General features: G+C 60.1%; 20 protein-coding genes. 8 read left to right on the top strand and 12 right to left on the bottom strand.

Features of this window, described 5'->3' with window-relative positions; all coding sequences use genetic code 11:
* The first annotated feature begins 8 nt into the window (after positions 1–8).
* The 3 genes from TU81_RS03205 (at position 9) to TU81_RS03195 (ending at position 3,193) form a co-directional block, all read left to right on the top strand.
* Positions 9–704, top strand: a complete 696-nt coding sequence (locus tag TU81_RS03205) for an HPP family protein (RefSeq protein WP_048393344.1) — start codon at positions 9–11, stop codon at positions 702–704.
* 227 nt (positions 705–931) lie between these two features.
* On the top strand, positions 932–2,038 hold the full coding sequence (locus TU81_RS03200) for an enoyl-CoA hydratase/isomerase family protein (RefSeq protein ID WP_048393342.1): 1,107 nt from the start codon (positions 932–934) through the stop codon (positions 2,036–2,038).
* A 3-nt stretch (positions 2,039–2,041) separates the two neighbouring features.
* Positions 2,042–3,193, top strand: a complete 1,152-nt coding sequence (locus TU81_RS03195) for an acyl-CoA dehydrogenase family protein (protein WP_038983238.1) — start codon at positions 2,042–2,044, stop codon at positions 3,191–3,193.
* Positions 3,194–3,319: 126 nt separating this feature from the next.
* On the opposite strand, the gene TU81_RS03190 is transcribed toward TU81_RS03195, so the two are convergent.
* The 7 genes from TU81_RS03190 to pssA all read right to left on the bottom strand — a co-directional run bounded on the left by TU81_RS03190 (position 3,320) and on the right by pssA (position 11,855).
* A complete protein-coding gene (locus TU81_RS03190; protein WP_030131385.1) occupies positions 3,320–4,093 on the bottom strand; it encodes an enoyl-CoA hydratase in 774 nt (257 codons plus the stop codon).
* A 30-nt stretch (positions 4,094–4,123) separates the two neighbouring features.
* Entirely contained in the window at positions 4,124–5,251 is a 1,128-nt protein-coding gene (locus tag TU81_RS03185) for an acyl-CoA dehydrogenase (RefSeq protein ID WP_030131386.1), read from the bottom strand.
* Between the two features lie 47 nt (positions 5,252–5,298).
* On the bottom strand, positions 5,299–6,492 hold the full coding sequence (locus tag TU81_RS03180) for an acetyl-CoA C-acyltransferase (RefSeq protein WP_048393339.1): 1,194 nt from the start codon (positions 6,490–6,492) through the stop codon (positions 5,299–5,301).
* A 12-nt stretch (positions 6,493–6,504) separates the two neighbouring features.
* Positions 6,505–7,266, bottom strand: a complete 762-nt coding sequence (locus TU81_RS03175) for an SDR family NAD(P)-dependent oxidoreductase (protein ID WP_038983236.1) — start codon at positions 7,264–7,266, stop codon at positions 6,505–6,507.
* A gap of 16 nt (positions 7,267–7,282) precedes the next feature.
* Positions 7,283–8,947, bottom strand: coding sequence for an AMP-binding protein (locus TU81_RS03170; protein ID WP_048393337.1), 1,665 nt, complete (start codon positions 8,945–8,947; stop codon positions 7,283–7,285).
* A gap of 273 nt (positions 8,948–9,220) precedes the next feature.
* Positions 9,221–10,237, bottom strand: a complete 1,017-nt coding sequence (locus TU81_RS03165; RefSeq protein ID WP_048393335.1) for an AraC family transcriptional regulator — start codon at positions 10,235–10,237, stop codon at positions 9,221–9,223.
* A gap of 274 nt (positions 10,238–10,511) precedes the next feature.
* Positions 10,512–11,855, bottom strand: a complete 1,344-nt coding sequence (pssA, locus tag TU81_RS03160; protein ID WP_048393333.1) for a CDP-diacylglycerol--serine O-phosphatidyltransferase — start codon at positions 11,853–11,855, stop codon at positions 10,512–10,514.
* 217 nt (positions 11,856–12,072) lie between these two features.
* On the opposite strand from pssA, the gene TU81_RS03155 reads away from it, so the two are divergent.
* Together TU81_RS03155 and TU81_RS03150 are read left to right on the top strand one after the other, a co-directional pair.
* Positions 12,073–12,636 (top strand): TetR/AcrR family transcriptional regulator, encoded by a 564-nt coding sequence (locus TU81_RS03155; RefSeq protein WP_048393331.1) that lies wholly within the window; start codon positions 12,073–12,075, stop codon positions 12,634–12,636.
* 56 nt (positions 12,637–12,692) lie between these two features.
* Positions 12,693–13,169 carry a nuclear transport factor 2 family protein gene (locus TU81_RS03150; protein WP_038983231.1) on the top strand — a complete coding sequence of 159 codons (477 nt, stop codon included), beginning with the start codon at positions 12,693–12,695 and terminating at the stop codon, positions 13,167–13,169.
* A 122-nt stretch (positions 13,170–13,291) separates the two neighbouring features.
* On the opposite strand, the gene sfnG is transcribed toward TU81_RS03150, so the two are convergent.
* Positions 13,292–14,386: a dimethylsulfone monooxygenase SfnG gene (sfnG, locus tag TU81_RS03145; protein ID WP_048393329.1), complete on the bottom strand. Its 1,095-nt coding sequence runs from the start codon at positions 14,384–14,386 to the stop codon at positions 13,292–13,294.
* Between the two features lie 357 nt (positions 14,387–14,743).
* On the opposite strand from sfnG, the gene TU81_RS03140 reads away from it, so the two are divergent.
* Together TU81_RS03140 and TU81_RS03135 are read left to right on the top strand one after the other, a co-directional pair.
* On the top strand, positions 14,744–15,985 hold the full coding sequence (locus TU81_RS03140) for an acyl-CoA dehydrogenase family protein (RefSeq protein WP_048393327.1): 1,242 nt from the start codon (positions 14,744–14,746) through the stop codon (positions 15,983–15,985).
* 254 nt (positions 15,986–16,239) lie between these two features.
* A complete protein-coding gene (locus TU81_RS03135) occupies positions 16,240–17,019 on the top strand; it encodes a TSUP family transporter (protein ID WP_048393325.1) in 780 nt (259 codons plus the stop codon).
* Here the strand turns inward: TU81_RS03135 and nudC are convergent.
* On the bottom strand, positions 16,987–17,817 hold the full coding sequence (gene nudC / locus TU81_RS03130; protein ID WP_048393324.1) for an NAD(+) diphosphatase: 831 nt from the start codon (positions 17,815–17,817) through the stop codon (positions 16,987–16,989). The genes TU81_RS03135 and nudC overlap by 33 nt on opposite strands.
* Positions 17,818–17,823: 6 nt before the next feature.
* On the bottom strand, positions 17,824–18,636 hold the full coding sequence (locus TU81_RS03125) for a crotonase/enoyl-CoA hydratase family protein (RefSeq protein ID WP_038983226.1): 813 nt from the start codon (positions 18,634–18,636) through the stop codon (positions 17,824–17,826).
* A gap of 344 nt (positions 18,637–18,980) precedes the next feature.
* Between TU81_RS03125 and pncA the strand changes: the two genes are divergently transcribed.
* Positions 18,981–19,619, top strand: a complete 639-nt coding sequence (gene pncA / locus TU81_RS03120) for a bifunctional nicotinamidase/pyrazinamidase (RefSeq protein ID WP_048393323.1) — start codon at positions 18,981–18,983, stop codon at positions 19,617–19,619.
* A 121-nt stretch (positions 19,620–19,740) separates the two neighbouring features.
* Here pncA and TU81_RS03115 read toward each other — a convergent pair whose 3' ends face one another.
* Both TU81_RS03115 and TU81_RS03110 read right to left on the bottom strand, forming a co-directional pair.
* Positions 19,741–21,414 (bottom strand): alpha/beta fold hydrolase, encoded by a 1,674-nt coding sequence (locus tag TU81_RS03115; protein WP_170287824.1) that lies wholly within the window; start codon positions 21,412–21,414, stop codon positions 19,741–19,743.
* 67 nt (positions 21,415–21,481) lie between these two features.
* Positions 21,482–22,783 carry an ATP-binding protein gene (locus tag TU81_RS03110; protein ID WP_038983224.1) on the bottom strand — a complete coding sequence of 434 codons (1,302 nt, stop codon included), beginning with the start codon at positions 22,781–22,783 and terminating at the stop codon, positions 21,482–21,484.
* Positions 22,784–22,785: the final 2 nt, after the last annotated feature.

Below are 22,785 nucleotides of genomic sequence, written 5' to 3'. Positions count from 1 at the left end.
TTTGCCTCATGTTTGCTCGCTGGTTCCCTGCCGCCATCAATACCCGTCCTTCAGAATGGAGCCGCGCCGCCATCGGCATGTCGCTGGGGACGATGTTCAGCGTCTGGCTCTGCAGTCAGGTATTTGGCATGGAAGTGGCGCAGCACCTGATCGGCCCGCTGGGTGCATCCGCAGTATTGCTGTTTGCTGTGTCCTCAGGCGCCCTCGCCCAGCCCTGGTCGATTCTTGGCGGCTACTTGAGCGCCGGGGTGGTCTCACTGCTGGTCGCTCATGTACTCGGACGCACCTTGGGCAGCGCGTGCCTCGCGGCAGGCATGGCGCTGATTCTGATGTGCTGGCTGCGTTGCCTGCACCCACCGGCCGGTGCGTTGGCGTTGCTTTTGGTGGTGGCGGACCCGGCGACCATCGCCCTGGAATGGAAAGCCCTCGGCCCGGTGATGCTCAGTGCCTCGACGATGCTGCTCAGCGCATTGGCGTACAACAATCTGACGCGCATTCGTTACCCAAAACGTCCCGCCGAACCGGCGCCGATGATGCCCCTCCCCGACAGCCAGGCGATCACTGCCGCGGATCTGAAACTGGCCCTCGCCGACATGGAGGCCTTTTACGACGTCACCCCCGAAGACCTCGAACAACTGATCCATGCCAGTGAATTGCATGCCAAGCGGCGTAGCATCGGGGATGTATTTTCCAGCAAGGGTTGAAGATCAAAAGAAAGATCAAAAGATCGCAGCCTTCGGCAGCTCCTACGTTGAACATCGATTGCGTAGGAGCTGCCGAAGGCTGCGATCTTTTGTTTTGGCTTTAAGGTAAAAATGCAAACAGCACCTGCACGTATCCCGGTTGTACATCACAAATTTGCACTGATACGATCCAGCATCGCTCGCGCGCGAGCTTCTCTATAAAGAACAATAAAAGCAGGGAGTTAGTGATGACTGCTCAGGTTTCATCCCCGACCACACAGCCCATGGATGCCACGCAAAACGAAGTGTTGGCCGAGGTGCGCAATCACATCGGTCACCTGACCCTCAATCGTCCCGCCGGCCTCAACGCCATTACCCTGGACATGGTTCGCAGCCTGCAACAGCAGCTCGATGCCTGGGCACAGGATCCGCAGGTGCATGCGGTGGTGTTGCGCGGCGCTGGTGAGAAAGCGTTCTGTGCCGGCGGCGATATCCGCTCGCTGTACGACAGTTTCAAAAGCGGCGACACCCTGCATGAAGACTTCTTCGTCGAGGAATACGCCCTCGACCTCGCCATCCATCACTATCGCAAACCGGTCCTGGCCTTGATGGACGGCTTTGTGCTGGGCGGTGGCATGGGGCTGGTGCAAGGCGCCGATTTGCGGGTGGTCACCGAGCGCAGCCGTCTGGCGATGCCGGAAGTGGCTATCGGATATTTCCCGGACGTCGGCGGCAGCCATTTTCTGCCGCGTGTTCCCGGTGAGCTGGGTATTTACCTAGGTGTCAGTGGCGTGCAAATCCGTGCGGCCGATGCGCTCTATTGCGGCCTGGCAGACTGGTACCTGGAAAGCAACAAGCTGGGCACCCTGGACGAGCAACTCGATCAGCTCGAATGGCACGAGACTCCATTGAAGGACCTTCAAGGTCTGCTGGCGAAACTCGCCGTGCAACAACTGCCGGCTGCACCATTGGCGGCGTTGCGGCCGGCTATCGATCACTTCTTCGCCCTGCCCGATGTGCCGAGTATGGTGGAACAACTGCGTGAAGTGACCGTCGCCGATAGCCATGAGTGGGCCACGGCCACCGCTGACTTGCTGGAAAGCCGCTCACCGCTGGCCATGGGCGTGACCCTGGAGATGCTGCGGCGCGGTCGGCACCTGAGCCTGGAACAGTGCTTCGCCCTCGAACTGCACCTGGATCGCCAGTGGTTCGAACGCGGCGACCTGATTGAAGGCGTGCGCGCCTTGCTGATCGACAAAGACAAGACCCCGCGCTGGAATCCGCCGACCCTGCAGGCGCTGGACGCCGAGCACGTGGCGAGTTTTTTCACCGGGTTCGAGCAGAGTGGGAGCTGAGTCATGCACGATATCGAATTGAGCGAAGAGCAAGTGATGATCCGCGACATGGCCCGGGATTTTGCCCGCGGCGAAATCGCGCCCCATGCACAAGCCTGGGAAAAGGCCGGCTGGATCGATGACGGTCTGGTAGCGAAGATGGGTGAACTGGGTCTGCTGGGCATGGTGGTGCCCGAGGAATGGGGCGGCACTTATGTCGACTACGTCGCCTACGCCTTGGCGGTGGAAGAGATTTCCGCCGGCGACGGCGCCACTGGTGCGCTGATGAGCATCCATAACTCCGTGGGCTGCGGGCCGGTGCTCAACTACGGCACCGAAGAGCAGAAACAGCAATGGTTGCCAGACCTCGCCAGCGGCCAGGCCATCGGTTGCTTTTGCCTCACCGAACCCCAAGCCGGTTCCGAAGCCCACAACCTGCGCACCCGCGCCGAACTGCGCGACGGCCAGTGGGTGATCAATGGCGCCAAGCAATTCGTCAGCAATGGCAAACGGGCGAAGCTCGCAATCGTGTTCGCCGTGACCGATCCGGAGCTGGGCAAGCGCGGCATCTCGGCGTTCCTGGTGCCGACCGAAACCGCAGGTTTTATCGTCGACCGCAGTGAACACAAGATGGGTATCCGTGCGTCCGATACCTGCGCCGTGACCCTGAGCAATTGCACCGTTCCCGAGGCCAATTTGCTCGGCGAACGCGGCAAAGGCCTGGCCATCGCCCTCTCCAACCTCGAAGGCGGCCGCATCGGCATCGCCGCGCAAGCCTTGGGCATCGCCCGTGCGGCGTTCGAAGCAGCGCTGGCTTACGCGCGCGATCGGGTGCAGTTCGACAAGCCGATCATCGAACACCAGAGCATCGCCAATATGCTGGCCGACATGCACACCCGGCTGAACGCCGCGCGTTTGCTGATCCTCCACGCCGCAAGGTTGCGCAGTGCTGGCAAGCCGTGTCTGTCGGAGGCTTCACAGGCCAAGCTGTTTGCCTCGGAAATGGCCGAGAAGGTCTGCTCGTCGGCGATACAGATTCATGGCGGGTATGGGTATCTGGAGGATTACCCGGTGGAGCGCTACTACCGGGATGCGCGGATCACGCAGATTTATGAAGGGTCGAGCGAGATACAGCGGATGGTGATTGCCCGGGAGCTCAAGCACTACCTGGTTTGAAGCCTTAAAAGCTTCGCGAGCAAGCCCGCTCCCACATTAGTCCTGCGGTGTACACGGCATTTGTGAACACCCGAGATCAAATGTGGGAGCGGGCTTGCTCGCGAAAGCGTCCGCAAGAACGCTACATCACTTACCCTGGAACTCCGCCTCCCGCTTGGCAATAAACGCCGCCATCCCTTCCTTCTGATCCTGCGTCGCAAACGCCGCATGGAACACCCGGCGCTCAAAACGCACACCTTCCGACAGGCTGACTTCAAACGCGCGGTTGACGCTTTCCTTGATCATCATCGCAATCGGCAGCGACTTCTTGGCAATCAGCGCCGCGACTTTCAGCGCCTCTTCCAATAGCTCATCCGCGGGCACGATGCGCGCAACAATGCCGCAGCGCTCTGCTTCCACCGCATCGATCAAACGTCCGCTCAGGCACATTTCCATGGCCTTGGCCTTGCCCACGGCTCGGGTCAGGCGCTGGGTGCCGCCCATGCCCGGCAACACACCGAGGTTGATTTCCGGCTGACCGAATTTGGCGTTGTCGCCCGCCAGAATGAAGTCGCACATCAACGCCAGTTCACAACCGCCGCCCAAGGCGAAACCGTTGACTGCGGCGATGATCGGCTTGCGGCGGTTGGCCACGCGATCGCTGTCGCTGAACAGGTCATCGAGGTAGATCTGCGGATACGTCAGCTCGGCCATTTCCTTGATGTCGGCACCGGCGGCGAAGGCTTTTTTCGAGCCGGTCAGCACGATACAACCGATGTTCGAATCGGCTTCCAGACCATCGAGGGCGTGGTTCAATTCGCTGACAATTTGCGCATTCAACGCGTTCAAGGCTTGCGGACGGTTGAGGGTGATCAGGCCGACGCGGCCGTGGGTTTCCAGCAAAATCGTTTCGTAGTTCAGCTCTTTATTGCTCACAGAGGGGACTCCTTCTCAAAGATTGCGCGAAATGACCATGCGCTGAATGTCGCTGGTGCCTTCGTAGATCTGGCACACCCGCACGTCGCGGTAGATCCGCTCCAGCGGGAAGTCGTTCAGGTAACCGTAACCGCCAAGGGTTTGCAACGCCGAGGAGCAGACCTTCTCGGCCATTTCCGAAGCGAACAGCTTGGCCATGGATGCTTCCACCAGCGCCGGTTTGCCGCTGTCGCGCAACGCCGCCGCGTAATGCACCATCTGCCGGGCGACGGCGATCTGGGTTGCCATATCCGCTAGCCGGAAGGCTACCGCCTGGTGTTCGATGATCGGCTTGCCGAAACTCTCGCGTTCGCGAGCATAATCACGGGCCGCTTCGAACGCGGCGCGGGCCATGCCCACCGATTGCGAGGCGATGCCGACACGACCGCCTTCGAGGTTGGCCAGGGCGATCTTGTAGCCTTCGCCCTCCTCGCCCAGTCGATTGGCCACCGGGACTTTCACATCCTCGAAGAGGATCTGGCAGGTATCGGAGGCGTGCTGACCAAGTTTGTCTTCGACCCGCGCGACTTTATAGCCCGGCGAATCGGTCGGCACGATCAGCGCCGTGATCCCGCGTTTGCCGGCACTCGGGTCGGTCACCGCAAACACAATGACCACCCCGGCGTTTTGCCCGGAAGTAATGAACTGCTTGCAACCATTAAGCACGTAGTGATCGCCGTCCAGCCGGGCACGGGTTTTCAGGCTGCTGGCGTCGGAGCCGGCTTGCGGTTCGGTCAGGGCAAACGCACCGAGCATCGCGCCGCTGGCCAGCGGTTTGAGGAAGCGCTCTTTCTGGTCGTCGTTGCCGAACTTGAGGATCGGCACGCAACCCACCGAGTTGTGTACGCTCATGATGGTCGAGCAGGCGCCGTCGCCGGCAGCGATTTCTTCCAGGGCCATGGCGTAGGCCAGGTAACCGGTGTCGCAACCGCCCCACTGCTCCGGCACCAGCATGCCGAAGAAACCCAGGTCGGCCATCTCGCTGATGGCTTCCTTGGGGAAGCGATGTTCACGGTCCCATTCGGCGGCGAACGGTTTCAGCCGTTCCTGGGCAAACTGCCGGGCCGCGTCGCTGATCTGAAGTTGTTCGTCATTGGGAATCATGCCAAGTCCTTAAAAATGTAATTGCCCCTACAGAAGCCATGCGGGCCTTAGTACAGGCATTCCACAGCCATGGCCGTGGCTTCGCCGCCGCCAATGCAGATCGCTGCAACACCGCGTTTCAGGCCTTTCTGGCGCAAGGCCGAGAGCAAGGTCACGAGGATCCGCGCGCCAGACGCACCGATCGGGTGGCCCAAAGCGCAGGCACCACCGTGGACGTTGATCTTCTCGTGAGGGATTTCCAGTTTGGTCATGGTCACCAGACTGACCACCGCAAAGGCTTCATTGACTTCGAACAATTCGACTTCGTCCAGGGACCAGCCGGTTTTCTTCATCAGTTTCTTGATCGCGCCCACCGGTGCCACCGGGAACAGCCCCGGCGTGTCGGCAAATGCAGCGTGACCATGAATCACCGCCAGCGGTTTAAGGCCTTGTTTCTCTGCTTCGGAACGGCGCATCAGCACCAATGCTGCAGCGCCATCGGAGATCGAACTGGAGTTCGCCGCGGTCACAGTGCCGCCATCGCGGAATGCCGGTTTCAGCGAGGCGATCTTGTCCAGTTTGGCTTTCGGCGGCTGTTCGTCGTGGCTGATCAGCACCTGCTCTTTGCCGACCATCACCTGCACGGGCACGATCTCGGCGTTGAAGCTGCCGTCCTTGATCGCCTGTTGCGCGCGGGTGGTCGAAGCGATGGCGAAGGCGTCTTGAGCTTCACGGGTAAAGCCGTTGGTTTCGGCGCAATCCTCGGCGAAGGTGCCCATCAGACGGCCCTTGTCGTAGGCGTCTTCAAGACCGTCGAGGAACATGTGATCGAGCACCCGGCCATGGCCCATGCGGTAACCGCTGCGGGCGCGGTCCAGCAGGAATGGCGCGTTGGACATGCTTTCCATACCGCCGGCGACGACCACATCGGCACTGCCGGCGATCAGCATGTCGTGGGCCAGGATCGTGGCTTCCATGCCCGAGCCGCACATTTTGTTCAGCGTGGTGCAACGGGTCGATTTATCCAGCCCGGCGCCCAGTGCCGCTTGCCGCGCCGGGGCCTGGCCGAGACCGGCGGAGAGCACGCAGCCGAACAGCACTTCTTCGACGGATTCAGGCGAAACACCGGCGCGTTCGACGGCAGCACGAATAGCTGCGGCGCCCAGTTGCGGCGCGGTCAGGCTTTTCAGCTCGCCCTGGAAACCGCCCATCGGGGTGCGGACGGCGCTGACAATAACAATCGGATCGTTGGAAAGTGTCATGTTTAATCCTCCTTATTTGGCGGCCATGCGCAGGGCACCGTCGAGACGGATCACCTCACCGTTAAGCATGCTGTTTTCTATGATATGCCTGACCAGCGCGGCGTACTCGCTCGGCTTGCCCAGGCGCGGCGGGAACGGAACGCCGGCGGCCAAGGATTCGCGCACTTCCGGGGTCATACCGGCCATCATTGGCGTTTCGAAAATGCCCGGGGCGATGGTCATCACGCGGATGCCGAAGCGCGCCAGTTCACGGGCGGCGGGCAAGGTCAGGCTGACGATCGCGCCTTTCGACGCCGAATACGCGGCTTGGCCGATCTGGCCGTCGAAGGCTGCGGCCGAAGCGGTGTTGATGATCACCCCGCGCTCACCGTCTTCGTCGGCTTCGGTTTCGGCAATCGCCGCCGCTGCCAGGCGCAGCATGTTGAAGCTGCCGATCAGGTTAACGTTGATCACCTGGCTGAAACTGGCCAGTGCATGGGGGCCATTCTTGCCGAGGATCTTCTCGCCACGAACGATGCCGGCGCAATTGACCAGACCATTAAGGCCGCCAAAGGCTTTGACCGTCGCCTGCACCGCCGCTTGCGCAGCCGCTTCATTGCTGATATCCGCCACCACGCTTTGCGCGCCCAGACGTGCAGCCTGGGCCGCGACGGCTTCGGCGTTCATGTCCACCAGCATCACTTTGGCGCCAGCAGCCACCAGCATTTCAGCAGTGGCGGCACCGAGACCGGACGCACCACCGGTGACGAGAAAAACCTTGTTTTCGATCTGCATCATTGTTTCCTTGGATTCAAGCTGAAACGTTCTTCGCGGTGGCCTCTTGAGCCTTGGCGATTTCCTGGTTGCGCAAGATAAAGCGCTGCAATTTGCCGCTTGGGGTTTTCGGCAATTCGCTGACAAATTCGATTTCACGGGGGTACGCGTGCGCCGCCAGACGCTTGCGCACGTGTTGGCGCAACTCTTCGGCGAGCGCAGGTTCGGCGCGGTATTGCGGACTGAGCACAACGAAGGCTTTGACCAGCTCGGTGCGCTCCGGATCGGGCTTGCCGATCACCGCCGCTTCGACCACCGCCGGGTGTTCGATCAGCGCACTTTCCACGTCGAACGGGCCAACGCGATAGCCGGAGGTGGTAATCACGTCGTCGCTGCGGCCGACGAAGCTGATGCTGCCGTCCGGGTTCCACTCGACGGTGTCGCCGCTCAGGTAATAGTTGCCGACGAAGGCCTTGGTCGGTGCGCCTTCGTAGCCGCCGAACCAGCACATCGGCGATTGGGTACGGTCGATGGCCAGGATTCCTGGCTGGCCGACGCCGAGCTCTTTGTATTCGTCATCCAGCACTACGATGCGGTGACCCGGCGAGGCGAAACCGGCAGCGCCGACGTGCACCGGATGATCGAGGCCGTGGTGGTTGCACAAGACCATGCCCAGTTCGGTCTGGCCGTAATGGTCGTGGATCACCACGCCGAGGTTATCGGCGAACCAGCGGATCACTTCCGGGTTCAGCGGCTCGCCGGCGCTGCTGACAATACGCAGTTTGCCCTTGATCGAGCGGGCGAACTCGTCGCCACCGGCAATCAGCAAGCGATACGCGGTCGGCGAACCGGTGAGGTTGGTGATCCCGTATTTATTGATCACCCGGCAGGTGCTTTCGAGGGTGAACGGGCCATCGTAAAAGGTGATCGGATGCCCCATCGCCATCGGCCCGGTGACGCCGAAATAAATGCCATAGGCCCAGCCCGGATCGGCGACGTTCCAGAATGCGTCTTCAGGGCGCAGGTCTACCGCGTCACGGGTGTAACTCTGGAACGCGACAATTGCCTTGAGCGGCACCGACAACGCTTTCGACGGGCCGGTGGTGCCCGAGGTGAACATCAGCAGGAACGGGTCTTCGCCGGTCAGCAATACCGGTTCGCACTCGGAAGAATAATTGGCCAGTTCGGCCCAGAAACTGAAGTCGCCACGCACGATGCCCTGGCCCTTGGGGCCGCCGACGGTGACGATGGTCGGGCAGTCGGCCACTTCAGCGAGTTTCGAGCGATTGACCGCATCGGTCACCACGACGGCGGCGCCGGAGCTGTTGAGGCGATGTTCGATGGCTTTCGGGCCGAAGGCGGTAAACAGCGGCTGATAGACCGCGCCGATGCGCCAGGTGGCGAACACGGTGATCAGCAACTCGATGTTGCGTGGCAGGAGGCCGGCGACTTTATCGCCCTTCTTCACGCCCTGGGCCAGCAGGAAATTGGCAAACCGAGCGGCTTTGTCCTGCAAGTCGCTGAAGGTGTAGGTCGCGCTGGCACCGTCGCGGCCTTCCCAGAACAGCGCGATGCGCCCCGGCAAGGCATGCCGGTCGCAACACTCGACGCAGGCATTGAGCGCACTCAACGACCCTGTGAGCGCGGCATCGACGGTGTGCTGATAATTGAACTGTGACGTAGCAGACAAGTAATCGCGCATTGCCAGAATCCCTGTGTATTTTTATTAGGTTGGGGAACCGTAAATAACAGGGAAATACTCGCTCTGCGCGGGGCGCGGGACAATGGTCAAAGCTATCAAATTGTGTGACTGGTTTGGCCAAGGTTCAAGGGATGCGTCGCCTGGACGGACGCCATCGCGGGCAAGCCTGCTCCCACAGGTTTTGCGGCGTGTACAACATTTATGGTCATCGCATATCACTGTGGGAGCGGGCTTGCCCGCGATGGCGCCGGCTCAGGCACCACACAATCCGGATCAACTGGCTTCGTTAAGAATCAAACTCCGATAATGCCCCGGATTAGACCCCGACCACTTGCGAAACGCCTTGTAGAACGAACTCGCATCGGCAAACCCCAAACGAGTAGCGATTTCGGCGAAGCTGATAGCCGGTTCGGCCAACCAGACAATGGCCAGTTCCTTACGCACGCTGTCCTTGAGCCCCTGATACGTCTGCCCCTCTTCAGCCAGGCGGCGGCGCAGGGTCGAGGCCGACATGCACAGTTGCTGCGCCAGCGCCTCGGTTTCCGGCCAATGCTCGGCAGGCAGTTGCCGCAGATCGTGCTTGATCCGACTGGCCAGACTCTCCGGATCGCGGTACTTGACCAGAATGTTCGCCGGCGCATGGGCGAGGAATCGCTTCAATTCTTCAGCGCTGCGCTTGATCGGCAAATCCAGGCAATCGGCCGAGAAAATCATCCGCGTGCGCGGCCGGTCGAACCGCAGGTTCTCGGAGAACATCACCCGATAGTCATCACAAAAATCCGGCGCAGGGCAACGCAACTCAATGGCCAGGATAGGAATCCGCCGCCCCGCCAGCCAGCAGGCCACGCCGTGCACGATCATCCAGTAAGTGAAATAGGTGAAGGCGCGGCGCGGGTCTTCGTCGTCTTCCAACAGGACGATTTCCGCCAGGCTTTGCTGGCGAACCAGTTGCGCGGGCATGCGTTCTAGCATCAACGACAGGAAGCTCAGGCCAGAAGTCAACCCGGTGGCCAGGCTCGGCTGGACCATCGAGCAGCGACACAGAAACTCCAGGCTGCCGGACTTGAGCTTGCGCGGGTCCATGCCAAAAAACTCATCGTCCCCGCGCCGGGCCAGCAAGCGCCACAACCGTGCATAGGCGGTGGCCGGAACACGGGCGTCGGTGGTTTCCAGCAACGCCGGATCAATGCCGACCTTGTTCAACACCTCTTCGGTGGCAGCGCCCGGGGCGCAACTTTGCAACAGCGCTTCACGCACCAGTTGAATGGAGATGGTGTCTTTTTCCGACATTGACCGTGGCGAGCCTTGTTCTTGTGTGAGTGGTGAGCATATTAGCGCAGCCATCAGCCCGGTGCAGATCCCTGTGGGCAGCCTGAATCCATGTGGGAGCGGGCTTGCTCGCGAAGGGGCCATAACAGTCAACATTGATGTCGCCTGACACACCGCTTTCGCGAGCAAGCCCGCTCCCACATTGGATTTGAGTCGATCACAATTCCAATGTGGGAGCGAGCCTGCTCGCGATGGCATTTGGGCAGGCGCCACACCTACCCCGCCGTATTAACCCTCACAAAATCCGATACAACAACCGCTCGATCCGTACCCGACTCACACGCTTGAGAAACTTGGCCACTCCCGCCGGGTAATCCGGCAATGTTTCCAGATCCTGATACCGCTCAATGCGGCTGGTGTGCCGGAAAATCTCCGTCAGCTCATTGCCACGCGGCTCCAGCAATTCACCTTTCGGATCATCGATCAGCAACGCGTTTTCCAGGTCGAGTCGGAACGCTCGGGGATTGAGGTTATTGCCGGTAAGCAAGGTGTAGCGCTGATCGATCCACATGCCCTTGAGGTGATAGGTGTTGTCGCCATCCTTCCACAAATGCAGGTTCAGCTTGCCGTTGTCGATGCTGCGCTGATGACGCTTGGCGAAGCGTCGCAGACTGATCTCGTAAAGGTATGGCAGCGCCGCGATGACCTTGAACGGCTCGCTCGGCGGAATGTAGAAGTCGTTGGCGGTTTTGTCGCCGACGATGATGTCGATCTTCACGCCCCGCGCCAGCGCCCGATTGATTTCCCGGGTCACTGCCAGCGGCAGGTTGAAGTATGGGGTGCAGATGGTCAGCTGATGTTGAGCGCTGGCGATCAGCTCGCAGATCACCCGACTCAACGGGTTGTTCTTGCCCACACCGAGCAATGGACTGACCGATAAACCGCCCTTCGCCGTGCTGCCCACCGTGGTGTCGTACGCCGCGTGCTTGAGACGGCTGCGCAGGTCACCGATATCGTTGCGCAGGCTGCGGGTGGTCGGCAGGTTTGGCAGGTCGAGGCGATGCACCGCTTTTGAGGCAATCAGACCATGCTGAATCAGGTGCTGCATCGAATCGGCCAGCGCATGATTCTGCAGCAGGTGATAACGGTCGAAGCGGTACTTGTCGAATTTGTGCAGGTAAACGTTGTTCAGGCTCGCTCCGCTGTAGAGCACGCAATCGTCGATCACGAAGCCCTTCAAATGCAGCACGCCGAACAGCTCGCGGGTCTGCACCGGCACGCCGTACACCGGCACCACGCTTTCGTGGGTGCGGGTCGTTTCCTGATACCAGGCCGAGTTGCCCGGCTGCTTGCCGGCACCGATCAAACCGCGCTGGGCACGCAGCCAGTCCACGACCACCACCACGTCCAGTTCCGGGCGCGCCAGTTTGGCGGCGTGCAGGGCATCGAGGATTTCCTGCCCGGCCTCATCCTGTTGCAGATACAGCGCGACGATATAGATGCGCTGGGTTGCCTGGGCGATTTGCTCCAGCAGGCAACGACGGAACTCGGCGGCGCCAGAGAGGATGGTGACGGCATCGGCGGTCAGCGGAAAACTGCGCAGTTTAGGCAGCAGAGAGCGTTTGAAAAGCGACGGCATAGGGCTCGCAAAGGGTCGAATCCGAAGAGTCCGAGAGCTTACACCATGGATGGGTTTGGGTCTTGTTACTGTCTGTAATGGCCTCTTCGCGGGCAAGCCTCGCTCCTACGGTTGATTGCATTCCTCTGTAGGAGCGAGGCTTGCCCGCGAAGGCAATTTCACAGTCGCCAAAAATAATTTATTGACCAAGAAGAACGATCATTCTACTGTTCGCAACATGAACGAAATCACTAGCAACGACACACGCGACATCATTCTGGATGTCACCGAAAAGTTGATCTACAAAAGTGGCATCGCTGCCACCGGCATGGATCTTCTGGTGAAAACCGCCGGCGTTTCCAGAAAAAGTATTTACCGCTACTTCGCCAACAAGGAGGAGCTCACCGTCGCAGCCCTGCAACGCCGCGATGTGCGCTGGATGAATTGGTATCGAAGCGAAGTCGGCAAGGCGCAAACCCCAGCCGAGCGGCTGCTCAACCTGTTTACCGTGCTCAAGACCTGGTTCGACTCCGAAGGCTTTCGCGGTTGCGCATTCATTAACACCAGCGGCGAAACCGGCGATGCGCAAGACCCGGTTCGCCTGGTCGCCAAAGACCACAAACAGAAGCTGCTCGACTACGTGCGCAAGCTCTGTACCGAACATGGCGCACACGACCCGGAGACGCTGGCCAAACAGCTGCTGATCCTGATCGACGGTGCCATTACCGTAGCGCTTGTGATGGGTGATCACAGTGCCGCCGATAATGCGCAATGCATGGCGCGAAAGTTATTGGACCTGTAACACTTTTAATAAGCCCGACAACGTGCTTGAACGTTAATTTGATAGGGAGACTTTATATGTCTACTGCCGAAGTTCGTCCGCCATTGCCGCCGTTTACCCGTGAATCGGCCATCGAAAAAGTTCGCCTGGCCGAAGACGGCTGGAACTCCCGCGACCCGGAACGGGTGTCCCTGGCCTACACCCTGGACACCCAGTGGCGTAACCGCGCCGAGTTCGCTCACAACCGCGAAGAAGCCAAAGCTTTCCTGACCCGCAAATGGGCCAAGGAATTGGACTACCGGCTGATCAAGGAACTCTGGGCCCATGGCGACAACCGTATCGCCGTGCGTTATGCCTACGAATGGCATGACGACTCGGGCAACTGGTTCCGTTCCTATGGCAACGAGAACTGGGAGTTCGACGAGAACGGCTTGATGTTCAACCGTTACGCCTGCATCAACGACATGCCAATCAAGGAAAGCGACCGCAAGTTCCACTGGCCGCTGGGCCGCCGGCCGGATGATCACCCGGGCTTGTCGGACTTGGGCCTATAGGTTCACACAGTCCAAATGTGGGAGCGGGCTTGCTCGCGAAAGCGGTGTGTCAGTCGACATCTATGTTGAATGTCAGTCCGTCTTCGCGAGCAAGCCCGCTCCCACAGTGGCTTTTGTGGTGTTCAGGCTACCGCGGCGGTCTGCTTCAACTGAGACTTGGCCTCCAGCTCCCTCACCAACGGCAACACCCGCTTCCCGAAGTATTCCACCTCTTCCTGAAAGTGCAGAAACCCCGCCAGCACCAAATCCACGCCCACTGCTTTCAACGCGACGATCCGCTCGGCGATCTGCTGTGGCGTGCCAATCAAATTGGTCTTGAAGCCATCGTTGTACTGCACCAGGTCTTCAAACGTCGATTTGGCCCAGTTGCCCTCACCCTCGGGCGATGCCCTGCCCGCTTGTTTCGCCGCATCGCCAAAGGCGTTCACGGCTTCGGGGTCGGCCTGATCGATGATCTGCGCCAGCACCGCCCGTGCTTCTGCTTCGGTGTCGCGAGCGATGACAAAAGCATTCACCCCGACCTTCACCGAATGATTGTTCGCAGCCGCTTTCGTGCGAATGTCGTCGACCTGGGCCTTGATGCCTTCGGGGGTGTTGCCGTTGGTGAAGTACCAGTCCGAAACCCGCGCCGCCATGTCCCGGGCCGCACGGGAGCTGCCGCCCTGAAAGACTTCCGGCTGGCCCAGCGGTTTGGGTTTGAGGCTGTAGTTGTCGAAGCGGTAGAAGTCGCCGCGAAAGGTAAAGTTGTCCTGGGTCCAGATGCCCTTCAATGCACGAATGAATTCTTCGGAGCGGCGATAACGTTCATCGTGCTCCAGCCAGTGTTCGCCGATGGCCTGAAACTCGCCCTTGAACCAGCCGCTGACAATGTTCACCGCCACCCGGCCGTTGGTGAGTTGATCGATGGTTGCCAGTTGCTTGGCCGCCAGCGCCGGTTGCCATGGCCCCGGCAGGATCGCGGCGATGACTTTCAATTTTGTGGTGGCGGCCAGCAGCGCATGGCTGAAGGCAACGGATTCATGCTGGAACTCGGCGCCATAACCGGCGGTGAAACGAATCTGGGTCAGGGCATATTCGAACCCCGCCTCTTCGGCCAGTTGCGCCAGTTTGCGGTTGTAGTCGATGCCCCAGTGGGTGCGCTGCTCGATCTTGCTGACCACCAGCCCGCCACTGACGTTCGGTACCCAGTAGGCAAATTTGACGGCTTGCTGACTCATTGGCGTGTCCTCGGGTTTTCAGGGAAGTCCTGAGGCCAGAGCAGCAACCGTGCCAGCGCTGAATCACGATTTGTGACACTACCGTCTTGAGTCGAGCGAGATCCCTGTGGGAGCGGGCTTGCTCGCGAAAGCGGTATGCCAGCCAATAAAGATGTTGAATGTTAAACCGCCTTCGCGAGCAAGCCCGCTCCCACAGGGATCCGGGTGCACCTGAAACAATTTGCTGATGCACTGTTGGCACAGCAACAATTCAGGCCACGCCGAAATCCACAACATCCAATAAACCAGGGTCTGCGAGCTTCGGCATGGACCGTGCAATCCCCTATGGCACTCACTGCCGTTCCAAGGAGCTGTCCCATGACCGAACATCAAGTAATCAACCCGCTGTCCATCGGCACTGACTATGAAGCGCTGGCCGCACGTTTTCGGCCAATCTTCCAGCGCATCGCCGCCGGTGCCGTTGAGCGCGAACAAAGCCGCAGCCTGCCTTACGAACCGATCCAATGGCTCAAGGAGGCTGGCTTCGGCGCGGCGCGGGTCCCGGTTGAATACGGCGGTGGCGGCGCGTCGCTGCCACAGCTGTTCGAATTGCTGATCGAACTGGCCGAAGCCGATTCCAACGTGCCCCAGGCCTTGCGCGGGCATTTCGCCTTTGCCGAGGATCGTTTGAACTCACCGCCGGGGCCGGGCCGGGATCTGTGGTTCAAACGCTTTGTCGAGGGTGACATCGCCGGCAATGCCTGGACCGAAATCGGCAGCGTGGCGATCGGCGATGTGATCACCAAGGTCTCGCCCGACGGCGATCGGTGGCGGCTCAACGGCGAGAAGTTCTACAGCACCGGTAGTATTTTCTCTGACTGGATCGACGTCTATGCCCAGCGCAGCGATACCGGCGGCGATGTGATCGCCGCCGTCCGCACACGCCAACCGGGAATTGTGCAGAGCGATGACTGGGACGGTTTCGGCCAGCGCACCACGGGCAGCGGCTCCTCGCGGTTTATCGAGGCTGAAGTGGACGCCGAGAACATCATCGACTTCGCTACCCGCTTCAAATACCAGACGGCGTTTTATCAATTGGTGCTGCTGGCGACCCTGGCCGGGATTGGCCGTGCCGCGTTGCGCGATGTGGCGCATCAGGTGCGCGAGCGTAAACGCATCTACAGCCATGGCAATGCACAACGGGTCAGCGAGGATTCGCAAGTGCAGCAGGTGGTGGGTGAAGTGGCGGCGTGGGTGTATGCCGCCGAAGCCAGTGCGTTGAAGGCTGCGCAACCGGCACAACGGGCTTATCTGGCGCGGTTCTCCGGGGATGAAGCGCTGGAGCGCGCGGCGAATGTGGCAGCGGAGATTGAGTCGGCCAAGGCTCAGGTAGTAGTCTCGGAATTGATCCAGCGCGCGACCACGGCGCTGTTCAATGCCTTGGGCGCTTCGGATGTTCGTGAAGGCAAATCGCTGGACCGGCATTGGCGCAATGCGCGGACCGTGTCATCGCACAATCCGGTGATCTACAAGGCGCGGATTGTCGGGGACTGGGCGATTAACGGGACTGAACCGCCGTTTGTGTGGCAGATTGGTAATGGGCCGCAGCACAAAATCTAAGGTTGCACGCAATCCCTGTAGGAGCTGGCGAAGCCTGCGATCTTTTGACTTTGCTCTGTTTTTTCAAGATCAAGATCAAAAGATCGCAGGCTTCGCCAGCTCCTACAGAGACTGTGTGCAGCCATGACAATTGGGCCGTACCCGATCATGCGCATGCATTGCGCCAGACCGGTCGCCGCAGAGTTTGGATATGGGTAAGATACCGGCCTTCCTCGCAGCCCCTCTTCCTGCGCCCTGCCGAATAAGCCCATTCCATGCCTTTCGAACTCAGCGTTGACCTCACTACCCTGGCCGTTCTGGCCCTCGTCGCTTTCATTGCCGGTTTCATCGACGCCATCGCCGGCGGTGGCGGTCTGTTGACCACTCCGGCGCTGCTGACCGCCGGCCTGCCGCCGCACCTGGTGCTGGGCACCAACAAGCTCAGTTCGACCTTCGGCTCGGCCACTGCCAGTTTCACTTTCTACCGACGCAAGCTGTTCCATCCTCGGCAATGGACGCACGCCATCGTCGGCACGTTGGTGGGTGCTCTCACCGGCGCCGTGGTCGCTCATTACTTGCCGGCGGAATGGCTGAACAAGATGCTGCCGGTGATCGTTTTCGCTTGCGGTCTTTATCTGTTGTTCGGCGGCACACCGAAGGCGCCGCTGGACAGCGACGCACCGATCAAGAAAAAATGGCAATCGACACAAGGCTTCAGCCTCGGTTTCTACGACGGCGTGGCCGGGCCGGGAACGGGGGCGTTCTGGACCGTCAGCAGCCTGCTGATGTACCCCATCGACCTGGTCAAGGCCAGCGGCGTGGCGCGCAGCATGAACTTCGTCAGCAACATCGCAGCGCTGTCGGTGTTCATATTTTCCGGGCAGGTGGACTGGATCATCGGCCTGAGCATGGGCCTGTCGGTGATGGTCGGCGCCTTCTTCGGCGCGCGCACCGCCATCAGCGGCGGTGCGAAGTTCATTCGCCCGGTGTTCATCACCGTGGTACTCGGCTTGACCGTCCGGTTAGCTTGGCAGCACTGGTTCAGCGTGGCCTAAGCGCCGCGCCACGTAGACGTCGATCAGGTAACGGGCAATCGAGCGAGACGCCGGCAATGGCGGCAGCTCGTGCACGTTGAACCACTGGGCGTCTTCGATCTCGTCTTCCTGACAGACAATCTCGCCCCCGGCGTACTCGGCGTGAAAACCGAGCATCATCGAATGTGGGAACGGCCAGCATTGACTGCCCATGTACTGGATGTTCTTGACCTCGATCTGCACCTCTTCGCGGACCTCGCGAATCAGGCAGTCCTCGGCCGACTCACCCGGCTCGGCAAAACCCGCCAAGGTGCTATAGACCCCGGTGACAAAGCGCGGCGAACGAGCCAGCAGGACTTCGTCGCCACGGGTCACCAGCACGATCATGCTCGGTGAAATGCGCGGATAGTGGCGTATATCACACGGTTCACAGTACATCGCCCGCTCACGCGGCACCTGGCTCATCACCTGCCCGCAATTGCCGCAGAAGCGGTGTTCACGGGCCCAGGTCCCGATTTGCGCGGCATAACCGAGAACCTTGTAGACGGTGTGATCGCCCTCGAGCATGAACGCTCGCAGGCCTTTCCAGTTGCAGCCCGGCACGTCGCTGTGACTGCGCAGCTCCAGCAGGTAGACCGGTTCGCCATCCAGGTGACCGATGCCATGCTCGGCGAGAATCGACAGGTCCTGACGCTTGAGCCATTCGCGTGGAAACAGTGCGCCATTGTCATCGAACAAAAAGCCTTCGGGGCTGCGTGCCACGGCCCAACCGCCGGGTTGATCGGTGTCCAGTACTGCGGTGGTCCAGCGTGAAGTCATGGTTAATCAATCCAGAAATTCGGGTTTCTGTTTGCTCATATGCGCGGCCATGGCCACGCGCAGATCGGTGGATTGCAGCATGGCGGCGTTCCAGGTGGCGACGTATTCGAGGCCGTCGTCGATGCGATGGTCACGCATGTAGCTGATCATCTCTTTGGTGCCGGTGATAGCAATCGGCGACTTGCTGGCAATTTCACGGGCAATGCCCATCACGCCTTCAAGCAGGCTGGCGGTGTCGCTGTAGACGCGATTGACCAGGCCGATGGTGCGCGCTTCGTCGGCGCCAAAGGTGCGACCAGTGTAAGCCAGTTCACGCAGCATGCCGTCACCGATTATCCGTGGCAAGCGTTGCAAAGTGCCCACATCGGCTGCCATGCCGATGTCGATTTCCTTGATGGAAAATTGCGCGTCCTCGGCGGCGTAACGCATGTCACAGGCGGAAATCAGGTCGATGGCGCCGCCCAGGCAATAACCCTGAATCGCCGCCAGTACCGGCTTTCGGCAGTTGTCGACGGCATTGAACGAGGCTTGCAGCGCGAGGATCTTGCGCCGTAGCAGGCGCGCATTGCGGCCGACATCCTTACCCAGCTCATTGGCCACACCGGCCAGCATCATCAGGTCGATGCCGGAAGAAAAATGCTTGCCGGCACCACTGAGTACCACCACCCGGACTTCGTCGGTATCGTCGATCCACTGGAAAATCTCGATGATCTCGCTCCAGAACGCGGCGTTCATCGAATTGATCTTTTCCGGGCGGTTGATCTGCACATGGGCGATGTTATCGGCCAGTTCGACGCTGAAGGCGGTGTATTGAGACATGGCAGTGATCCTTTACCGGGCAGAATATGAGGCCCGAACTATAACAAGGCATCAGTGCCGGCAGTAAGGCAGCGGTTCGGCCAAATGCGGGACTGGCTTCAGCTTCTTTAGCGTCTGGACCGGCCTCTTCGCGGGCAAGCCTCGCTCCTACAGGGGAATGGTGTCGGATACATAACGTGCGACCGACACATAACCTGTAGGAGCGAGGCTTGCCCGCGAAGGCCACACCGCCGATCCAACTGCCCCTCACTGTCACAAACGCAGCCATTTAATAAATCCGACTTAGCACGCGAGCAAAGTTGTCACTATGCTTGCACCTGACTTTCCAAGGAGGAACCCCACCCATGCCAATTTCTTCACGTGCAGCCCTGCTGGTTATCGACGTACAGAACGACTTCATCCCCGGCGGTCAATTACCGGTGCCGGAGGGCGACCTGATCGTGCCCTTGATCAACCGACTCGGCCGGCAGTTCAAACAGGTCATCATCGCCCAGGACTGGCACCCGCCTGGCCATGCCTCGTTCGCATCCAGCCACCCCGGTCGCAAACCTTACGACGTGATCCAGTTGCCTTACGGCGAGCAGACGCTCTGGCCTGAGCATTGTGTGCGAGCCACACCTGGCGCCGAGTTCCACGCGGAACTGGACCTGCCCCACGCCCAATTGATCATCCGCAAGGGCTGCAATCCGGACATCGACAGTTATTCGGCGTTTCTGGAAGCGGATCGAACCACGACCACAGGCTTGGCCGGATACCTTAAAGAGCGCGGCATCGACACGGTTTACATGGTCGGGCTGGCACTGGATTTCTGCGTGATGTTCTCTGCGCTGGACGCGCGGGCGGCGGGGTTCAATGCGTTTGTGGTGATGGATGCGTGTCGGGCGATTGATCTGGATGGATCGCTGGCGGCAGCCATTGACCGGATGCAAGTGGCTGGGGTCGGGTTGATTCCATCAACCGAAATACTCGGCTCCTGCGGCTAGTGATCCCCTGTGGCGAGGGGGCTTGCCCCCGTTGGGTCGCGAAGCGGCCCCCTACATGTCTTCAGTCACATCACGGAGGCAGGATTGGCGACTCACCCTGGATGTTTTCAGCCCGACGGATTCAATCATCCGGTTCGCAGAGCGTGAGACGTTCGGGTTTGCGGCCGTACGCCAGGTATTCGCCGACATACCGGTTTACGCAGGCACTGAGGTCGGCAAAAGATACGCCATGGCCGTAGGCGCCCTTGAGCAGAACCATATGGGTGTTGGAGAAACGGGCAAACGCATTGAACGCCTCGGCTCGCGGTGTCTGGTCGTCGAACTCAGCCTGAACCATCACAATGCTGTCCGCCTGCGCGACGTTGCGAAAAGGCGCTGCAGGCGGATGTCCGCCCTTCCACTCAGCACAATGTCTGGCCAGAAAGAAGTTGCCTGCTATCGGGTATTTCGTTGCGTAGATGTCCTCCTTGCGTTGCCAGAATGCGGCATTCGCAGAGGGGGAATCATTGCACAACACAGTGCTGCGAACAGAGTCGGCAGCAGACAGGTTCAATTTGCCCGGCGCGAGACCATTCCACAGAACGGGCTGGCGCGTGATGAACAGCACATCATTGAAGGCTTGCCTGGCAAAATGATCGACCTCTTCATCCGGACTGAAGCGATGCGCTTGCGCCCGCATCTCCAGTTCGGCCTCGTCGGCGTCGGGCATGATGTTCAACCAGTCACTGAGGGTTTGCGCCGCCATCAGGTGCTCAGGAGAGCTGTAATACTGGCTGTCGGAGCGCAGCGCTGTTCGAACCGCGGGCAGTAGGTTCAAAAACACCTCGCGTACGTCTTTCGGTGTGCTCCCCAGGCGATAAGTCTGCGGATTGTTGGCGGCGTGCTCAGCGACGAAATGGTTGAAGATTCGCTCCTTCTGCGGCGCAATACTCAAACTTGCGTTCTGGAAGGTTGATGTCCAGTCCATGTTGGAGTCCAGCATCATTCGGCCAACCTGTTTCGGGAACAGGCCTGCGTACCAGGCACCCAGCCAGGTGCCGTAGGAATTGCCAAAATAATGGAGTTTGTTTTCGTTCAGCTCAATGCGGACAAACTCCATGTCCCGCGCGGTTTGTTCCGTGTTGATATAGGGCGCCAGCCTTTGGCTCGCGCAACCGCGTGCGAGTACACCGATGTTGTGGTGCAGGGCCGCAAGATTGGTAGGGCTGCGGTCTTCGCTGATGTCACCCTGGGTGACGATCAGTTCTTCGGACTGACATCTCAGTTGCGAGTCCCTCGCGCGGCTCTGCCCCCGCGGCGTAATGCCGATCAGGTCATAGGCATTGGTCAGGTGCCTGTAGGGCTCGCCTTCGGGTTTGTCGATGTACCCCTTCCAGACTGAAGCCAGTAACACCGTGAAGGTATCGTTGCCGTTGGATCCCGGCCCGCCAGGGTTAGTGAAGATGGCGCCTTCGCGTGCTTGCGGTTGTCGGGCGGTAACACGGGTGATTTCCAGTTGGAGGCTGCCGAGGTCGGGATTCAAGTGATCCAGCGGCACGGTGACAATGCCGCACTGCGTCCTCGCCACGACTTCGGAGTCCAGCCCTCCGGCGGGCAAGTCCTCGCACATCGGCAACCATGTGATGCCCCGTTCGGGTTGTTGCTCTCTGGCGCATTCGCTGACCACCCAAATGCTGACAAGACACAGACAGCTTCCGATCACTCCACGCACGAGCGTTTTGTAACGCGTCATCCTTGCTCCCGAAGATTGCTTTATGAAAGCAGGGATTGTTGCAAAGCCGCAATGGGCAAGCATGTAGGAAGAGTACGAGTTTACCCGGTGAAGGGTCTGATCTTGACACTTTGCCGTATCGCGTGAGGATTCAGGCCGGCGTCGGCAACCACAACCTGAACCGCGCCCCACCCAGCGGTGAAGCTTGCGCGGTAAGTGTGCCACCCTGTGCTTCCAGCGCTCGACGGCTGATCGCCAGGCCTAACCCGAATCCGCCAGTGGCGCGATCCCGACTACGATCCAGCCGATAAAACGGCTCGAAAATCCGCTCCCGCTCTTCCTCCGGAATACCGATGCCATCGTCATCCACCCAGATCTCACAGCCCTTGGCGCACACCTGCACACCGATCTGAATCCGTTTTTCGCAATAACGCATGGCGTTACGCAGCAGGTTCTGGATCGCCCGGGCGGTCAATCGCGGGTCCAGCGAGAAGCGTTCCAGCTGGCCGTGAAGCAGCACGTCGATAACGATTTCCGGGGATTCCAGTTCTTCGTCGACACTGCCGAGGATGCTGTCGATGAACTCATCCAGCGACACATCGACCTGTTCCGGCAGCCGCGCCGGGTTTTGCAATCGGCTGTAAGACAGCAATTCCAGCACCAGCTCATCCAGTTCGCGAATGTGCGCGACCAAGCCTTGCAGACGTTCGCGGCTGGTAGCCGGCAAGTCGTCGGACAGCGCCAGCGCCAAGCCGAAATCCAGCCGCGTCAGTGGCGTACGCAGTTCGTGGGACACGGCGTTGAGCAGATCGCGTTGCTGGTTGAGCAGGTTTTCGATGTCGCCGGCCATGGTGTCGAACACGTGGGCCAGGCTGCCGATGTTGGAACTGGGGGAAATCTGCGTGCGCTCGCTCAAGTGGCCCTTGCCGAAGCGCTCGGCGGTGCCTTTGAGGCGTTCCAGGTCGCGCCAGTGCGGTCGCAACCACAGCAACAGACAGGCGAGCATGGTCGCGCCGATCAGTACGTTGATGCTCCAGTACAACCAACTGACGTCCGTCGGGTCCGGCGGCACGACCATTTTCACCACCATCTGCTCGTTCAATGGTGCCACCGCCAGAGTACGCCAGCCCCAGTCACCGATGCGCACGACGTTTTCCCCGCGCTGCAAGCGCGCACGTTCATCCAGGGTAAATTCGGCGTCGTCGTTGCGGGCCAGCACAATGTTCAGCGGCTGGAACTCCTTGTCCATCTCGGCGGCCAGTGCCGGCCACTGCTCTGAAGTCACGGCGCGAAACTGCTTGGCAATCAGCGTTTGCAAACCTCGGGAGTAATCGAGGTTGTAGGTTACGAAGCGCTCATGAAAGACCTGGATCACCAGGTCCGGCACCAGGTAGATCGCCGCGCTGAACGAGACAATGGTTACCAGGTAGAGGCGAAACAGGATTCTGAACATCG

Source organism: Pseudomonas lini (genome assembly GCF_001042905.1).
GTDB lineage: Bacteria > Pseudomonadota > Gammaproteobacteria > Pseudomonadales > Pseudomonadaceae > Aquipseudomonas > Aquipseudomonas lini.
This window is presented reverse-complemented; position numbering and strand designations above follow the sequence as displayed.

Bases quoted from the DNA above. Each gene is read 5' to 3' on its own strand.
- TU81_RS03135 (WP_048393325.1), top strand. From the start codon at position 16,240: ATGCCTTTCGAACTCAGCGTTGACCTCACTACCCTGGCCGTTCTGGCC.
- TU81_RS03195 (WP_038983238.1), top strand. From the start codon at position 2,042: ATGCACGATATCGAATTGAGCGAAGAGCAAGTGATGATCCGCGACATG.
- TU81_RS03125 (WP_038983226.1), bottom strand. From the start codon at position 18,636: ATGTCTCAATACACCGCCTTCAGCGTCGAACTGGCCGATAACATCGCC.
- TU81_RS03110 (WP_038983224.1), bottom strand. From the start codon at position 22,783: ATGTTCAGAATCCTGTTTCGCCTCTACCTGGTAACCATTGTCTCGTTC.
- TU81_RS03200 (WP_048393342.1), top strand. From the start codon at position 932: ATGACTGCTCAGGTTTCATCCCCGACCACACAGCCCATGGATGCCACG.
- TU81_RS03170 (WP_048393337.1), bottom strand. From the start codon at position 8,947: ATGCGCGATTACTTGTCTGCTACGTCACAGTTCAATTATCAGCACACC.
- TU81_RS03165 (WP_048393335.1), bottom strand. From the start codon at position 10,237: ATGTCGGAAAAAGACACCATCTCCATTCAACTGGTGCGTGAAGCGCTG.
- TU81_RS03155 (WP_048393331.1), top strand. From the start codon at position 12,073: ATGAACGAAATCACTAGCAACGACACACGCGACATCATTCTGGATGTC.
- TU81_RS03185 (WP_030131386.1), bottom strand. From the start codon at position 5,251: ATGATTCCCAATGACGAACAACTTCAGATCAGCGACGCGGCCCGGCAG.
- sfnG (WP_048393329.1), bottom strand. From the start codon at position 14,386: ATGAGTCAGCAAGCCGTCAAATTTGCCTACTGGGTACCGAACGTCAGT.
- TU81_RS03175 (WP_038983236.1), bottom strand. From the start codon at position 7,266: ATGCAGATCGAAAACAAGGTTTTTCTCGTCACCGGTGGTGCGTCCGGT.
- TU81_RS03180 (WP_048393339.1), bottom strand. From the start codon at position 6,492: ATGACACTTTCCAACGATCCGATTGTTATTGTCAGCGCCGTCCGCACC.
- TU81_RS03115 (WP_170287824.1), bottom strand. From the start codon at position 21,414: ATGCTTGCCCATTGCGGCTTTGCAACAATCCCTGCTTTCATAAAGCAA.
- pssA (WP_048393333.1), bottom strand. From the start codon at position 11,855: ATGCCGTCGCTTTTCAAACGCTCTCTGCTGCCTAAACTGCGCAGTTTT.
- TU81_RS03205 (WP_048393344.1), top strand. From the start codon at position 9: ATGTTTGCTCGCTGGTTCCCTGCCGCCATCAATACCCGTCCTTCAGAA.
- TU81_RS03150 (WP_038983231.1), top strand. From the start codon at position 12,693: ATGTCTACTGCCGAAGTTCGTCCGCCATTGCCGCCGTTTACCCGTGAA.
- nudC (WP_048393324.1), bottom strand. From the start codon at position 17,817: ATGACTTCACGCTGGACCACCGCAGTACTGGACACCGATCAACCCGGC.
- TU81_RS03140 (WP_048393327.1), top strand. From the start codon at position 14,744: ATGACCGAACATCAAGTAATCAACCCGCTGTCCATCGGCACTGACTAT.
- pncA (WP_048393323.1), top strand. From the start codon at position 18,981: ATGCCAATTTCTTCACGTGCAGCCCTGCTGGTTATCGACGTACAGAAC.